Annotated in this window: 13 protein-coding genes; all 13 read right to left on the bottom strand. The window is 37.2% G+C overall.

Annotation, left to right across the window (positions count from 1 at the left end; genetic code table 11):
* Positions 1 to 44: 44 nt before the first annotated feature.
* Positions 45 to 902: an Rgg/GadR/MutR family transcriptional regulator gene (locus tag ACN0NP_RS08435; protein ID WP_039698351.1), complete on the bottom strand. Its 858-nt coding sequence runs from the start codon at positions 900 to 902 to the stop codon at positions 45 to 47.
* A 45-nt stretch (positions 903 to 947) separates the two neighbouring features.
* Positions 948 to 2,867, bottom strand: coding sequence for an ABC-F family ATP-binding cassette domain-containing protein (locus ACN0NP_RS08430; protein WP_039690940.1), 1,920 nt, complete (start codon positions 2,865 to 2,867; stop codon positions 948 to 950).
* 76 nt (positions 2,868 to 2,943) lie between these two features.
* Positions 2,944 to 3,657 (bottom strand): matrixin family metalloprotease, encoded by a 714-nt coding sequence (locus ACN0NP_RS08425; protein ID WP_423217150.1) that lies wholly within the window; start codon positions 3,655 to 3,657, stop codon positions 2,944 to 2,946.
* A gap of 161 nt (positions 3,658 to 3,818) precedes the next feature.
* Positions 3,819 to 5,699 (bottom strand): DUF2207 family protein, encoded by a 1,881-nt coding sequence (locus ACN0NP_RS08420; protein ID WP_423217149.1) that lies wholly within the window; start codon positions 5,697 to 5,699, stop codon positions 3,819 to 3,821.
* A gap of 124 nt (positions 5,700 to 5,823) precedes the next feature.
* Positions 5,824 to 7,485 carry a ribonuclease J gene (locus ACN0NP_RS08415; RefSeq protein ID WP_024344672.1) on the bottom strand — a complete coding sequence of 554 codons (1,662 nt, stop codon included), beginning with the start codon at positions 7,483 to 7,485 and terminating at the stop codon, positions 5,824 to 5,826.
* A gap of 202 nt (positions 7,486 to 7,687) precedes the next feature.
* On the bottom strand, positions 7,688 to 8,446 hold the full coding sequence (locus ACN0NP_RS08410; RefSeq protein WP_024344671.1) for an ABC transporter ATP-binding protein: 759 nt from the start codon (positions 8,444 to 8,446) through the stop codon (positions 7,688 to 7,690).
* Entirely contained in the window at positions 8,443 to 9,312 is an 870-nt protein-coding gene (locus ACN0NP_RS08405; RefSeq protein WP_074863650.1) for an ABC transporter permease, read from the bottom strand. The genes ACN0NP_RS08410 and ACN0NP_RS08405 overlap by 4 nt, the downstream gene beginning before the upstream one ends.
* An 18-nt stretch (positions 9,313 to 9,330) precedes the next feature.
* Entirely contained in the window at positions 9,331 to 10,332 is a 1,002-nt protein-coding gene (trpX, locus tag ACN0NP_RS08400) for a tryptophan ABC transporter substrate-binding protein (RefSeq protein ID WP_423217148.1), read from the bottom strand.
* 348 nt (positions 10,333 to 10,680) lie between these two features.
* Entirely contained in the window at positions 10,681 to 12,303 is a 1,623-nt protein-coding gene (locus ACN0NP_RS08395) for a peptidase M20 (RefSeq protein WP_423217147.1), read from the bottom strand.
* Positions 12,293 to 13,258: an NAD(P)-dependent oxidoreductase gene (locus ACN0NP_RS08390; RefSeq protein ID WP_033152322.1), complete on the bottom strand. Its 966-nt coding sequence runs from the start codon at positions 13,256 to 13,258 to the stop codon at positions 12,293 to 12,295. The genes ACN0NP_RS08395 and ACN0NP_RS08390 overlap by 11 nt, the downstream gene beginning before the upstream one ends.
* Positions 13,236 to 14,321 carry a histidinol-phosphate transaminase gene (gene hisC, locus ACN0NP_RS08385; RefSeq protein WP_423217146.1) on the bottom strand — a complete coding sequence of 362 codons (1,086 nt, stop codon included), beginning with the start codon at positions 14,319 to 14,321 and terminating at the stop codon, positions 13,236 to 13,238. The genes ACN0NP_RS08390 and hisC overlap by 23 nt, the downstream gene beginning before the upstream one ends.
* A 63-nt stretch (positions 14,322 to 14,384) precedes the next feature.
* Positions 14,385 to 15,221: a dimethylarginine dimethylaminohydrolase family protein gene (locus ACN0NP_RS08380; protein WP_033152320.1), complete on the bottom strand. Its 837-nt coding sequence runs from the start codon at positions 15,219 to 15,221 to the stop codon at positions 14,385 to 14,387.
* A gap of 12 nt (positions 15,222 to 15,233) precedes the next feature.
* Positions 15,234 to 16,787, bottom strand: a complete 1,554-nt coding sequence (locus ACN0NP_RS08375; RefSeq protein WP_423217145.1) for an ABC transporter permease subunit — start codon at positions 16,785 to 16,787, stop codon at positions 15,234 to 15,236.
* Positions 16,788 to 16,793 lie beyond the last annotated feature (6 nt).

Raw genomic sequence — 16,793 nt, 5'->3', positions numbered from 1 at the left:
GAGATTTTTAAGGGAATAAAAAAATTCCCGAATACGAGAATTTTTCATTTTAAAACTTTTTCCATATGAGATTGATAGTGTTTCGCGTGATTGATAGCACCAGTCACTTCAAAACAAAAAATAGCATTTTTCATATCATCTATCCCACTGAAATCACCTTTAGCATATTTTAAGAAGCCCTTTTCGTAGAGAAAAACCGTACGGTGATAAGCATTTCGCTCATTTGACAATAACTTTTCAGCTTCTTTCTCAAAAAAGCTCGCTTCCTCTAATTCCCCACGCTCTGTGCAAATCTCTATCATATTAATCAAGGTGCATTCAACCAAATTTCGATTCGTTGAAATCTCAGAATAATAATCGACTCGTTTCAGAATTTCTCTAACCATGCGACTCATCAAAGGAGTTGGATAAAAAGTGTAAAAATTACCAATTAAGATTAAATCACCAATTTCCCAGTTTTCTTTTTGAAAGAGGTAATCAATCACAAAATCCAAATCCTCTTTTGACATAGTACGAGTGTCGTCGCATTGGCAAATCATGCCTCGAAAGAGAATGATATTAAGCTTTGCTTGGATATCGGTAAAATCTTTTTCAAGTTTCTTTTGTTCCTCTTGAATCATTTTCTCCAAGCCTTGAACATCTTTCTGATAATGGTAAACAGCCATTTGAGACATCAATTTCTTCTGTCCCAGTTTTTTGTAGTTATTGGCTCGATTCATGAATTCATCAAGTGAAAGTTGAATGGCTTGCAAGGCTAGAAGAAATTTATTTAGAGAAATATCGGACTCACCTCGTTCAAAACGCGATAGCTGTGAAATGGATAAATCATCGCAGGCTACCTGCTTCAAAGAAAAACCACGATTGATTCGAGATTCTTTAAAGATTGGTCCATAATCTTGCATAAATTCTCCTTTCCCCACTTCAGCATTGCACTCATTAGGTCAATTTCACCCCTCAACCTTTTCGCTGAGTTCTTCCCATTCAAGCATGAGATTTTCCTGTTGTTCAGTTAGTTCATCGAGCTCTTTTTGCAAATCAATCAACTCACTTGCTTCGTTTGTAGCAAGCATGGCTTGGTTGATTTCTTCTTCTCGCGCTTCAATTTCTTCTAATTGATTTTCAATTTCAGTGATTCGGCGTGTGAGTTTACGAAGTTCTTTTTGATTTGCTTTTTGCGCTTGATAATCATTAGCTGGCGCTTTTTCTACGACAACTGTTGTTTTTTCTTGTGCTTCTTCAGCTTTCAAGCGAGCAAGTTCTTCCAGCTCTGCTTTTTTCTCAAGGTAATAATCGTAATCACCAAGGTAAAGTGTTGAACCTTCTTCAGAGATTTCAAGCACTTTTGTCGCTACACGGTTAATGAAATAACGGTCGTGGCTGACAAATAAAAGCGTACCGTCAAAATCAATCAAGGCATCTTCCAGAACTTCCTTACTGTCAATATCCAAGTGGTTGGTTGGTTCGTCAAGGATAAGGAAATTGTTGTTTTGCATTGATAATTTTGCTAAAAGCAGACGAGCTCGTTCGCCACCTGAAAGCATGCTGACAGATTTTTTAACGTCATCACCTGAGAATAAGAAAGCACCAAGACGATTTCTAATTTCAACTTCTGGTGTTGTTGAAAAATCATTCCAAAGCTCATCAAGTACAGTATTGGTACGAGTCAAGTTTGATTGTGTTTGGTCATAGTAACCCACTTCGACGTTGGCACCGTAAGTTGATGTACCTTTGATAAATGGAATCTGACCGACGATTGATTTAATCAACGTTGATTTTCCGATACCGTTTGGTCCAACAATGGCAATCGCATCAAATTTCTTAACATCAATGTTGATTGGTTCAGATAAGATTTGGTCGTCATAGCCAATGGCAGCATCCGCCACTGTCAAAACAACGTTACCTGATACTTTGTCTGCATGGAAGGTCATGTTAGCAGATTTTTGACCAGCTGACGGTTTATCCAAGCGTTCCATTTTTTCCAATTGTTTGCGGCGAGCTTGCGCACGTTTTGTCGTTGAAGCACGTACAAGGTTACGTTGCACAAAATCTTCCAGCTTAGCAATTTCTTTAGCTTGTTTCTCGTAATTTTTGGCTTCAAGTGCCAATTTCTCAGCTTTCAAATCCATGAATTTTGAGTAATTACCAACATAACGGTCAAGCGAATGTTTTGTCAAGTCAAGAGTAATCGTTGCAACTTTATCTAGGAAGTAACGGTCGTGACTGACGATAATCAATGCGCCTTGGTAGTTGACCAAATAATTTTCAAGCCAAGCAATCGTTTCGATATCCAAGTGGTTGGTTGGTTCGTCAAGTACCAAAAGTTCAGGCTTTTCAAGCAACATTTTGGCAAGTGCCAAACGTGTATTTTGACCACCAGACAACTCAGAAATCTTCATTTGCCACATCGATTCATCAAATTTGAACCCGTTCAAAATCGCTTTGATTTCTGCTTCGTAAGTGAAACCACCCTTAACACGAAATTCTTCTGACAAGCGGTCATAATCTGACATCAATTTATCAAAGGCATCGCCTGTTAGCTCAGCCATTTGCATTTCCATCTTACGAAGACGTGATTCCATGCTTCGCACATCATCAAAAACATGGAGCATTTCATCAAAAATCGTATTTTCAGACTCGAAACGGCTATCTTGTGCCAAATATGACAAACTCAAATCACGTTTTGTGTTAATTTCACCTGATGTTGGTGCTTCTTCCCCAACTAAAATTTTTAACAACGTTGACTTACCAGCACCATTTCGCCCAACAAGCGCAATACGATCCTTTTCATCAACTTGAATATTAATATTATCAAATAATACATCGCCCGAAAAAGAGCGTTCAATTTTGTTTCCTTGTAAAATAATCATAGTTATATTTTAACAAATCCTCACCCGTTAAACTAGAAGAATGTTAAAAAATCTGCCAAATTCAGCAGATTTTTCATTAAGAATTATAAATCTCATTCACTTTTTCGATATCGACGCTTTGAATACCATAGTAAGAGCCTGATGACTGCATCACTGATTCTTCGTCATCGTCGTGATCTAATCCGATTGCATGCCCAAGTTCATGCTCAGCAGTGTAAACGATACGATTGTGCGTGTAGCCATAATCATTTTCAAGCAAATAATACGTGTTCAACTTCACATCGACATGAGTGATTTGATTTGTCAAAGCATTAGTCTCAGTTTCAGCAAGCCCTGCTGCTTTCGAGCTAGCATCAGAGTATTCCGTCGCAACAATATCAGCAGAGCTTTCATTCTCAACAAGATTAAACGTAAAAGCGCCAGTCGCATTCCAAGCATTAATAGCTTCTTCGTAAGCAGAAACCAAGGTTTCATCTGTTGTTTCAATATAAACATTTGCTGAATTGCTAGACCAGCGAGCACCAGAATAATGCGTAAAGTCATCCGTTGACAATTCTTTTAAATTAGTGGCAATATCATCTTTATTGTCTGCAAAATAAGTCGTTACACTGTTTGCGATATTTGAAATAGAATTTGCTAACTGCGAGCTACTGTTATTAGCATAATAAAGCAGACCAAAACAAACAATAGCAAACAAGACGATGGTCTTGATAATTGCCCAGAAAAAACTCCAAATAATATTAATAATAAGACTTGGAATAAAGAAGATAATCTTAAATAATGTTCTCATACATAGCCTTTCTTTATCGGGGTTTTAGATAAACAAATTGCCCTGGGCTTTAGTATAACAAGCAAAGCTTAAAAAAACAAGAAAAAATAAACATTTCGGTACACAACAAAAAAGAAGCTAGTAAAAAAACTAGCTTCAAAAAAATTATAATGTCGAAACATTTAAAATGCTCCGCCACCACCACCTCCGCCTCCGCCAGAGAAGCCACCTGATTCTGATCCACTAGAAGGAACTGAGAAGGACGTTGCAGAACTTGTTGTATAATTTATTGACTCACAATACCTAGCTTGCATACCAATCATATTCCATGTATCTTCATTAACCATTGTTAACGGTTTGTTTACAAATTTTATATCACTATTTTTAAGATATTTTCGAATACGATGAGCATATCCAAATAATGTAGCATAAACCAAAAAATTATCCCATGAAGTTACATTTTCAAGTTTAACCTTATTAAATTTTCCAGCACTTCTGATCATATTTCGAAAGCTATTCCACTCTTGAATATAATCTTTTCCTTTAGCTGTTACAATAGTACCGTTTTGGATTTTTGATATTACTTTATAAACAAAATAAGTTATTAAACCATCAATTACCATCGCTAGACAATAAATTGAAGCATAGTCATCCTCTTTGATAAATAGATAGAACGTACATATAACTAACAATGCTAAAGAAATGAAAAATATGTAAAGAGCAATATTCAAGCAGATTTTTAAATTCTGAGGAAGTTCTGTACGAATATTTGGAAGTTTTCTATTTTTTATATCTCTATTAACTTTTATAGAAATAGAGTTAAGTTTTGACTTGAAACGTCTATTATAGTTTTCTGCAAGGCTGTTAAGTTTTCTCTTCCGTTCATCCCCCTTATAGCGTTTTTTATATTTTTTAACTACTTTTTTATCAAATCGATAGCTAGAAAAAAGTGAATGTATGTCAACTTCATTCTTATTTCCGAAAGCCATATCTATGACATCACGCTCATAAGCACGTAAAACTATTCCACGATTACGAATCAAGCGTTCACCTTTGACAACAATAGCTTGGCGATTAATTAAATCTACCAAAGTAGCTTGCACTGTCCTGCTAAAACTAAATCTTTTGGGAATAAAACGATATTTTGGAAATAATTGAAATACATCTAAATCATAAACATACTTCAATACCACAAGTGGTGGTAAATCATCTGGTATTTCATAAGTTTTAGAAAAATGATTAGAATAATTATTCTTATTAATAACTACCATTACTGTAACAAACATAATTATGGCAATCGTTGCCAAAATACCACTAAATACTATAGAAAAATGGTGTAATAAAGCTATTAAAAAAATATTAACTTTATTAATTCTATTTTCTTGATTAAGAATAGCAGATTTTTGTTTCTTAGGTATTACTTTAGATCCGCTGATAATAGACTTATTCCAATATCCGTGAATCTCTAGTTTTCCGCTAATATTTTTAGCTGATATCTGATATCCATTTGAGATTTTTCTAACATTAGCTGACTTTAGATATCCCCTATGAGCCCAAAGCTGACTATCTGAAACTGTTTTATCTGTTAGAACTTTAAAAGAAACATTATTCAATACTACATTCCAATCACTGATTGGAACCCAGTTTAATTCTGCAACATCTTGATAAACAAAAAATAAATTACGTAACTTCCAGTGAACTTTGACAACCACAGTATCACCTACTACACCTGAGTTATATATTTTGAGTTGATATCCATTATTAATCTTTTTAATATCAGATGTTACCGTACAATATTCATAGTCAGTTTCAACACTAACCTTGGGTTGACTATCAACTTTAAATCCTGTTGGCATATGCCCTGCTTCACCTAAAGTTACAATCTGTCCATTATAATCCGAAGTAAAGTTATATGTAATCGTCTGATAGAAATCAGCTGTATTATCTTGGTGTATTTTTAATACACCATCATAATTGTTTATGCTGTACTCCACATCATCCGCATAACTTGTTACTCCTACAAACGATAGGATAACAAATAAACATAAAAATATTTTTTTCACTATCTCCTATTTCCTCCCATATTCGATATTTTATCACAATAAAAACAGTTTTTGAATAAGAAAAAGCCCCCTCGACTATGTCGAGGAAAGCTTTTTCAGCTATATTATTGAAATAATATCTTTCTTATCTTACTTCCATGACGACTGGTAAAATCGCTGGGCGACGTTTTGTTTGGTCAAATAAGAACTTAGCGACTTCATCGCGAACAGCTCCTTTTAATTCACCCCAGTCAAAGTTTTCTTGTTCAAGATAATTTTCAACAGTTTGGTTAACCAATTCAGCTGACTCACGAAGAATATCACGACTCTTCTTAACATAGACAAATCCACGTGTGTGAATCTTCGCTTTAGAAACGATTTTCTTCTCACGTTTATTAACAGTCAAAGCAACGATGAAAATACCATCTTCTGACAAGACTTTACGGTCACGAAGAACGATGTTACCAACATCACCGATAGCATTACCATCAATCATGACATCTCCAGCTGGCACGCTACCTTCGTGGTTAAAGCCATTTTTACCAAGAACCATGACATCACCACGTTTAACGATGTAGATATTTTCAGGATACATACCAACTTCTTCTGCCAATTCAGCGTGAGCAGCTAAATTACGGTACTCACCTTGAACTGGGAAGAGGTATTTCGGTTGAAGAAGGTTAAGCATCAATTGCAAGTCACGCGCATTGGCATGACCAGACACGTTAAGGCTTTGTGAAATAAGGTGAACAATCCCACCTGCTTTGTAAATCAAGTTTTCAACGCGTGCAACAGCAGCTTCTTTTGAAAGGCTTGGTGTTGTAACGATGTATACCAAATCACCGTCTTTAATTTGAACGTAACGGTGACGACCAAGAGCCATCTTATGCAAACCATTGATTGGTTCACCCATACGACCAGCTTCAAGAATAATCAATTCGTGGTCTTCGTATTTGTGCATATCTTTTGGCTTGATGATAAGTTTTTCATCTACCAAACGAAGGCGTTTCATACGAATCGCTGTGCGAACAATGTTTTCAGCATCAAAACCTGTAAGAACCACACGGCGACCATATTCTGCAGCTGAATCAAAAACTTGTTGGATACGAACAAGGTTTGAAGCAACGGCAGCGATGATAACACGACCTTCAGCGTCAGCGATTGCGCTATCCATTTCAGCCGCAACTTCTGCTTCACTAGCTGTCATCACATGGCTAGTTGCGTTAGCTGAATCAGAAAGAAGAGCAAGCACTCCTTCACGACCAATTTCTGTCAAGCGTGACAAATCAGTGCGGTAATATTTACGTGCAGCTTGGTCAAATTTGAAGTCACCTGTGTAAACAATGTTTCCTTCGTCTGTCCCTACAACAATCCCTAAACTTTCTGGAACTGAGTGAGTAGTTTTAAAGAATGAAATAGTTGCATCCGCAAATTCAATCTCTGTTTCAGCATCAATAACGTGGAAATTATTGAATTTTTTAACATTAGTGTTCTTTTTAACAAAAAGTTTTGCTAATTCAATTGTAAGTGGTGAACCAAAGACTGGCGCTTTGAATTCAGATAAGATGTATGGAAGAGCTCCGATAGCATCCGCGTGCCCGTGTGTTAGGAAAATCCCTTGAACACGTTTTTTATTTTCAATTAAGTAATCAAGGTTTGGAATAACTTCATCCACACCAAGTTGCTCGTTTTCAGGATATCTTAACCCAGCATCCAAAACGAAAATCGAGTCATTAACTTCTACCACATAGAGGTTCTTAGCATTTTCACGAACCCCACCTAGGGCAATAATTTTAATATCGCTCATGTCGATGTTTTCTCCTTATTTTAATTTTTTATACGTGCAAATTACTTTGCTTATGAAATCTTACTAACGGTCCTTGCCTCCAAAAAAGGTTAGCAAGTCGAATTACAGCAATTTCATTGTAACATATTTTCAGAAGATTTTCTTCTTTTGAATTTGGAAATGTTATTAAGAGCGCAAAAAAAACGCCCTAAGGCGTTTTTTCTTATTCAAACAATTGATAGTAATCAGCAATTGCCATCTGAGCTTTTTCTTCTTGATTGAGATCCTTAATGATTTTTCCATCTTTCATAACAATCAAGCGATTGCCGTACTTGAGCGCATCTTCCATGTGGTGTGTAATCATGAGTGCTGTTAGCTCATCACCAGTTACAAATTCGTCTGTCAGATTCATCAAAGATACACTTGTTTTTGGATCAAGCGCAGCTGTGTGTTCATCAAGAAGCAACAATTCTGGACGTTTTAGCGTTGCCATTAAAAGGCTGAGCGCTTGACGTTGCCCACCTGATAAAAGCCCCGTCGGTGTGTCCAAATGTTTTTCAAGACCATTTCCAGTTCGTGCAACTAATGTTTTAAACTCATCAGTGAAATGATGAATTTTTCGAGGCAAAAGTCCACGTTTTTCACCACGATATTTAGCAATGAGAAGATTTTCAGCCACCGTCATACGTGGTGCTGTTCCCATTTTTGGGTCTTGGAAAACACGCGCAAGATAATTGGCACGCTTTTCAGCTGGCAGATGCGTCACATCTTTACCCAAAATGTAAATTTTTCCGCTAGTCAACATCAATGTTCCAGCAATCACATTAAAGAGTGTTGATTTACCAGCACCATTTCCACCTAAGATGGTTAAAAAATCATGTTCATAAATGGTCAAATTCACATCATCAAGGATTGTTTTGACCTCATCAAGACCATTGTTGACTTGTACTGTTGCATTTTTTAATTCTACAATTTTTTTCATCGTGATAAGGTCACTCCTTTAAAGAATTTATTTTTAAGAACTGGAACCATTAAGCAGATTGCTAGGACAATCGCACTAAACAATTTAAGATAATTCGTATTAAATCCAAGAGCGATAACACCTGTAATTAAGAATTGGTACAAGATTGAACCAACCACAATCGCAATCAAACGTTCAAGTAGAGTCAAACCTGTTGAGTAGAGCACTTCTCCGATAATAATACTTGCAAGCCCGATAACGATAACACCGATTCCTTTTGAGACATCCGCGTAGCCATCTTGTTGACTAACAAGAGCACCTGACAAAGCAATCAAACCATTTGAAACCACAAGTCCCATAACTTCCATGCGGTCAGTGTTAATACCAAAACTTTTTGCCATATCTCGATTATCACCCGTTGCAATATAAGCTTGACCTAGGCGAGTATACAGGAAGAAAATCAGTGCAGAAATCACAATGACAACTGCTAATAAGCCAATTACCAAAAGATTCGTGCTATCTGAAAATGGCAGCATTGCTTGCAGTGGTTTGATATCAAGTAAACCAAGATTAGCACGCTTCATAACCATAAGCATGACAGAGTTACATGACGTCATCACCAAAATCCCTGCTAGAAGTGTTGGAATTTTTCCTTTCGTATAAAGAAGACCAGTAACCAACCCAGCCACACATCCTGCAAACATTCCTGCTAAAGTCGCTAAAAGCGGATGTAAACCATTATTCATCAAGGTAACGGCCACTGCACCGCCAAGCGGAAATGACCCTTCTGTTGTCATATCTGGAAAATTAAGGATTCGGAATGTGAGGTAAATTCCTAATCCAAGAATTCCCCACAAAAGTCCTTGTGAAACTGACGAAATAATCATATTTTTTCTCTTCCTCTCTTAATTTTCATCTTCTTTGACTGCTACTGTTGCTTTTGACAACATGCTGTCAGGAATCGTAATGCCAAGCTCTTTTGCTTCTTTCAAATTAAGCGTTGGTGTACCAGTATTAACAATTTTTACAGGAACATCAGACACTTTTTTACCTGCAAGTAATTTAACTGCAATTTTAGCTGTTTCCACACCTAAATCATATTGACTTTGTGCAACTGATGCAAGACTTCCTTGTTCAACCATAGTATCGACACATGAGTAAACAGGAACTTTAGCAGCATTTGCTGAATTGACAACTGTCGTAAATGCTGAAGCAATCGTGTTATCTTGTGGCACGAAAACCGCATCAACCTTGCTAGTCATTACTGACATTGTCGTTTTGATTTCATTTGTTGATGGAACAGCGTATTTAACGACATTAATACCTGCTGCTTCTGCGTATTTTTTGAATTCCGCTACTTGCGAAACAGAATTATCCTCGCTGCTAGCATACAGAACACCGATTGTTTTGGCGTTTGGCGTGATTTCTTGAATCATTTCAACTGTTTGTTCAATTGGAACTTGGTTTGAAACACCAGTGACATTTGCTTCTGGTTGTTTAAGATTTTTCACCAATTTTGCACCAACTGGGTCTGAAATTGCTCCCATCACAACTGGAATATCACTCGTAGCTGATGCCAAACCTTGAGCCGCTGGTGTAGCAATTCCAATAAGAACATCGTTTTTGGCGCTAACCAATTGTTTACTCATGGTTTGAATTTTACTTTGGTCAGCTTCTGCATTGAGAACCGTAATTTTAGCATTACTCTTATCGTAACCAGCATCAGCTAAACCATCTTCGATTCCCTTTTCAATCTCATCAAGTGCATCGTGAGTAACATACTGCAAAATACCAATTTTAACCACATCATTTTTACTTGAATCACTTTTAGTTTGGTCATAAATCATTGAACCAACTACCAAAATCACAAGACCAATAAGTGTTCCAATAAGTGCTTTATTTTTCATATTTTTCTCCGTTGAACAATCTAATTTATTTAATACCTTATTTTCAATTTGATGAGTCAACTAAAAAGAAAAGCGTCTAGTAATTGCTTACTACACGCTTTTTTATCTTTTAACTAAGATTAGCGCATAGATACTTTTTAGAAGTACTCCAAAAGTCGTATCTATGCAACAACATAAACACAACTTTTACATACGCCAACTTTGCCAACTTGTAAGAGTTTGTGTCATGTTCATATCTTAGCTTCCTCCTGTGTTTTTTAATAATTATAACCTAAATTCTGAAAATTTCAAGTTCTTTTCGAAATTTTCTTATTTTTATTCAAAACACTTATTTGCCATGCTCAAACTTTAGCTTAAATGCTTGATAAAACTTCTAATAACCTTTGGAAGAGTGTGATAAGAATAAGGTTTGTAGAGTCTTTCTTTCCAAGTATGAGCTCCAATACCGTAAACACCCAAGTCAAGAGCTGGAATGTCAAGCTTTCTGATGGTATCAACTGGCAATGGATAAATTGCATCCATCAGAGGAAAATTCGCCTTTAGTTTTTCAATGTCTTCTGGACTTTCTCGCATCGCAAGATAGCTAGAATCACTTAAAAATGGGAAAAAACGACGTTTCACAAAATGTTCTTCAGGAAATTCTGCCATCATTTTTTCAAGCGCTTGGTCAACATCGCTGTCACGGTCAGTATAATTGTGGGGACAAAACGGCGGTGCTAAAAAGACAATCACTTTTGCTTCATCTGACTGTGTTTTTTCCTCAAGGTAATCAATCAAATCAAAGCCAACTTCTCGTTTGTCAAAATCTCCGATAGTTTTAAAGAACTCCCGAATAAAGGCTTGGCTATCAAAACCTTTTTTCTCCAAAACATCTAGATACTGCGAAAAAGTCATCACAGTAATATCATGCGAAATCTGGCTATGAATATGACTTCTTTCCGAATAAATCTTAAATCGTTCTTTATAATGTCTTGAAACCTCATGGACAGCCTCACGACTAGCTTCCATTAAGGTGTGCAAAATGGTATCTGCACTTTTTTCATATAAGAAAGTATTGAAGTAAAGATTGGCACGCTTGTTTGTTTGGACATTATAAAAATCCTTGCAATCTCGTTGTAAAATCACAGAACTTGGCAATATATCTTCATTGTCAATTTTTTCAACTAAATCAAGGTTGGTATTGATTTTAAGATTAATCGCACTGGAAATCATCGTGGCATCAATACCCATCAAACAACTGCCAACATGCGTTTCTCTCCCTTTGATATAAAAACATGTCAGCATTTTTCCAGCTGCGCCCGTGTAGATATATTTCTTATCATCACCGTCATATGATGGCGAAATAAAATCTGTATTGATAGCCACTTTAAAATCATAGCCAGCTTTACGCAAACGTAAAAGTTCACTTGAGGCTTGAATAGCACCCGTATGGTCATTTTCCTCAACACAATTGGTCATCACAAGTAAATTACAGGGCAGTTCATCCATGTGTTCCATGTAATACAAAAGTGTTGCAATATTGACCGCATCGCCCGATTTCATGTCAAGAATACCTCGTCCAAAGAGCCAATCACCTGATTTAGCATGCTCTTGAACGACAGGGTCATCGTCATAATCTTTAAAAAAATCTAGCAGAGCATCTGGATCATTTGCGATTGTCTTTAGTGGACCATAATCCTCTATGCCTACGGTGTCCATGTGCGAATGTAGAATGACAGTCTTAGTTGTTCCCGTTTTTCTGAGCAGTGCAAAATTATTTTTTCGTCTCAAGGAGTCGTTTTCCAAAACCTGCTGCCAAAGATCTTCTGGGTGAGCTTTAAAATAAGGTGCTGAATGCAATAGCTCATAAATGGCATCTGCCAGCTTGACCTCTCCTGCTGTACCATTTACCGAAAGAATAGACACCAAATATTTAGCAATTGCTTCGATGCGCTCTGGCAAACTGTAGGCTTCAATAGTTTCAAATTTCATGATGATACTCCTTTAAAATGGCAACTGCATTTTTAACCGTTTGAACTTGCAAGGTATTTAGACTTTCTTGACTGTAAAAGGCTGAATGCGGCGTTAGAATAACATTCTCGCGCCCAAGCAAAGGAATGTTAAGCAGATCTGGATTTTCACTTTCTAAAACGTCCAAGCCAGCACCAATCACTTTGCCCTCATCAAGTGCTTCTACCAAGGCTGCTTCGTCAACCAGACTACCACGCGCCACATTGATAAAAATCACCGGTTTCTTCAATTTCTTAAAGAAATCACGATTAAAGAAATGCTCATTTGCCGAATTAGCAAATAAATGCAAGCTAATCACATCAGCTTCTGCTTGGATAGTCTCGACCGAGACCAATTTGACCCCAATTTCTTCTGCCACTTCTTCTGGCAAAAAAGGATCGTAGGCAATCACTGACATGCCAAAACTTTTCGCACGTTTTGCCACTGCTTGACCAATTCGACCAAGCCCAAAAATCGCCAAAGTTTGCGAGGACAAACGCTTCACTTCACCAGCTTTTTGATAACTCCAAAAACCAGCTTCAATGTATTTACGATGAATAAAGAGTTTTTGATTTAGTGCTAGTAATAGAGCAATCGTGTGGTTGGCAACGTCTTCTGTCGAATAAGCTCCTAAATTTCGAATAGCAATGCCTAACTTCTCAGCATACTCACAGTCAATGGTATTTGTTCCCGTAGCATTAACTGCAATACCTTTCAAATCTGGAAATTTTGCCAGAATATTTTCCTTCAAGGGAAGAAAGGCTGTCAAAAGAACATCCACACCAGACATTCGCTCGATGAACTCATCCTCATTGATATAAGGGTAAACAGAAATTTCGCTATCGGCAGGTAAAAGTTCCTTTAAAAGGTTAACTTCGATACTCAAATCACGCTCCGCCAAAACATTTGGATAATCAGAAATTAACACTTTTAACATGATCTTTCTCCTTTAAAATTGCATCCACCTCACTGACTAAGCGGTGCATTTCTTGCTTGGTTCCAATTGTGATACGAACATAATCTTTAACCTCTGCTACGTCATAACGACGAACCAAAATATGACGCTCACGCAATTTCTCATACAATTCCTCTCCTGAAATCACAGGTGAAGAGGCATAAATAAAGTTTGTTTTGCTGTTTAAAACCTTGAAACCTAAAATTCGCAAAGCTGATGTCAAAAAATCACGATTTTCGATAATTTCCTTAACATGTCTTTCAAAATGAAATTCATCTTCAAGACTTGCTAGAGCAACTTCTTCTTGTAGCAAACTCACATTGAATGGATTAACCGTCATTTTTAAATCTTCCATATCTTTGATAAGTTCTTTACAAGCAACCGCGTAACCAATACGACCGCCGGCCAATTGACGCGATTTGGAAAAAGTACGAACCACAATCAAATTTGAAAACTCCTCAACCAAGGGAATCGCTGATTGTGAATCTCCACCAAAATCAATATAAGCTTCATCAACAATCACCAGTCGTTCTGGGTTTGAAACAAGTAACTTTTTGATAGCTGACAAAGGTTTCAAAAATCCTGTTGGGGCATCTGGATTCACCACTATAACGGCGTGGGGAAGTTTTTCATAATCTGATAAATCAACGCGTAAATCTTTTGTCAAAGGCACTTCTAACACATCATACCCAAAGGTGTCAGCATAGCCTTTATAAAAAGGATAAGTCACTTTAGGAAAAGCAAGTTTATCGCCTCGTTCAAAAAATGTTCTAAAGATTAAATCTAAAACATCATCTGCTCCTGTTCCAACAATGACGTTTGTTTTATCCAAAGAATGCAAATCAGCCAATTTTTGACGTAATTTGTGCTGACAAGGATCGTTGTAATAATTTAAATTCTGAGCATTTTTCAAAACCTCTAAAACACGAGGGCTAGGCTCTTGTGAACTTTCATTGGCATTTAATTTAAGGTAATCATCTCCAAGTTGTTCACCAGGTTTGTAAGCGACAATAGTTTCAAATGATTTAGCTAAAAATGTTGACATAACAAACTTTCTAAATTGTTTTTTACGTGGCAATCCACATCTACAAATGATAATTAAAAGTGATTAATAACGTTCAAGCGGGAAAGTCATGCAATGCACGCCACCACCTGCTTTCAATAACTCCGTCATATCGACCTCTATGACTTCCATGCCTTCACTGCGAAGTGCTTCGTTAATAAAAATATTTTGTTTTAAACTCATCACACGATTATCTCCTAAAGCTTCAACGTTATAACCATGTTTAAAAATCATGTCTTGCGTTCCAGAAATAATCTTAATGCCTTTTTCCTTGACCAAGGTAACAAAATCTTCTGGCAATCCAGCTTCATAAGCAATAGCAAGTTTCGGTGCTACTAAGTTAAAGCACATATCCAGATGAAGATAGTCTGGATTTGCCTTAACAGCGTAGACCTTGTAACCATATGGTTCTAATTGCTTACGAATTTCATCAACACCTGTGAGATTGGTGCGATCAATCACCCCAATCGCTAATGTCTTCTCATCAATAAATGCAAAATCACCCCCTTCAAAGTAACCTTCAGTAACTTCAGCAATTTTTGGAATGCCAAGCCCCGCCATAATGTCTTCGTAATGACGACGTTCCTCAAAACGAATAGGCTTTTTAAAACGCCCTAAGATATATCCTTCCTTAACATCACCTCCAAAATCTCTAGCAAAAACTGCATTTGGCATTTTTTTACCAGAAGTGACCTGGACCACTTCCACGCCATTATCCTGGTAAGCTTTGACCACAGCGCTGTACTCTTGCATCATTTTGTCGTGGTCCAAAGGTTCAGTGTATTGCTCTGAAATCACATTAATCGGTGCCGCACTTACCAGAAAATCTGGTCGGCACATTAACACTTTTCGTAAACGGCTGGTTCCATCAATTACTGCCATAAGAATCTCCTCCTACTCATTTTCTCCCGTATTTTTTTGTGCTAAAGCACTATAGGTTTTCATCCATTTATCAAAGCTACCATCTTTTTTATCTTGCTCAATCAATTTATCCACGTAAGCCTTGAGCGATTGATTGCCCTCAGTTATTGCCATAGCTGTCTCAGTTGTCCCTGGTAAATCAATGTCAGCATAAGTCAATTCACTGTTACTTGCGATATATTGGTCAGCTACCGTATCATCTGCAACCACAGCATCCACTTTACCTTGTGCTAAATTCAAAAACGCATCTGGCAAACTTGATAAGGCAACAATCTGCTTAGGTTTGATGTCCTCTTTGACCACATCTTCTTGCGTTGTTGATTTTTGTACTGCAATCGAACTTTGTGCTAAATCAGCAATCGCAGTGTACTGAGGAGCTGAATCTTTCCGAACAACAACTTTATTGATTTGCTTAACGTAGTTTTGTGTGAAATCGACCGACTTTTCACGTTCTTTTGTTTTTGTCATCCCGGCAATGGCGATATCAGCATTTCCTGACGTGATCGTTCCTAGAATCGAATCAAAATTCATATTTTTAACCACTAATTTCACCTGCAATTTATTTGCTAATTGCTTGGCAAAAGCTAAGTCAACTCCAACAGCTTTCTTGTGACCTGATGACAAATCGTAAAACTCATAAGGAGCGTAGCCAATGTTAGTTGCAACAACCAGCTGTCCAGAATTCTGAATCTTATCGATGCTTCCAGCAGCCGTGTTTATTTCCCTATGATTAAGAGCAAAAGCACCAATTATCATTACTAGAAAAGCTGCTGTCACTAGCAAACTCTTCCAGCTAGCTTTAATAGTTTGCACCAGCTCATCCCATTTATCACGCAAAGTTAATTCTTCTGCATTGCGATTCATCTTGTTTTCGTAATGTGCAACGATACGTGTGGTTGAAAAAGTAAAAACCAAATAAACAATCCCAACGGCAATTACCGCTTGAAAAGGTTTATAAGAAATTCCCTGAATAGTGCTTGCTGTAAACATCAAATCAGCAACCCCAATTACCGATGCTTGCGAACTTGACTTAATGTTATTCGCAAATTCATTTCCCAAAGTTGGCAAAATATTTTTAAACGCCTGCGGGATAATCACGTACCGATAAGCTTGAAATTTATTAAAGCCAATACTTCTAGCCCCTTCAAATTGTCCTGAATCTACCGCTTGAATCCCAGACCGATAAATCTCAGCAACAAAGACCGATTCCCCAACCGTTAAACCCGTTAAGGCTGCAATCAAACGGTCTAAATCAACACCAAAAAGCGTACTTTTAGGAATATTTAGCCCCAGCATCGGCAAACCATAAAAGAAGAGTGACAAAATGACTAGCATCGGCAAACCACGAATCACTTCAATGTAAAGTTTTGTCAATCCACTAATCAAAAGATTGTCACTCATCCTAGCTGCGGTGACAACACCCCCTAAAATCAGGGCTAAAACCATGGAAACCACCGACAAAAAGACTGTCATCAGGGCACCATCTAAAATAAAACCACCATAACTTTCCAGAAACCCACCAAACATAACTCT

The organism is Streptococcus equinus, from assembly GCF_049393805.1.
In the GTDB taxonomy this organism is placed as follows: Bacteria; Bacillota; Bacilli; order Lactobacillales; family Streptococcaceae; genus Streptococcus; species Streptococcus equinus.
The sequence above is the reverse complement of the archived record's forward strand: the minus strand, read 5'-3'. Positions and strand labels throughout refer to the sequence as shown.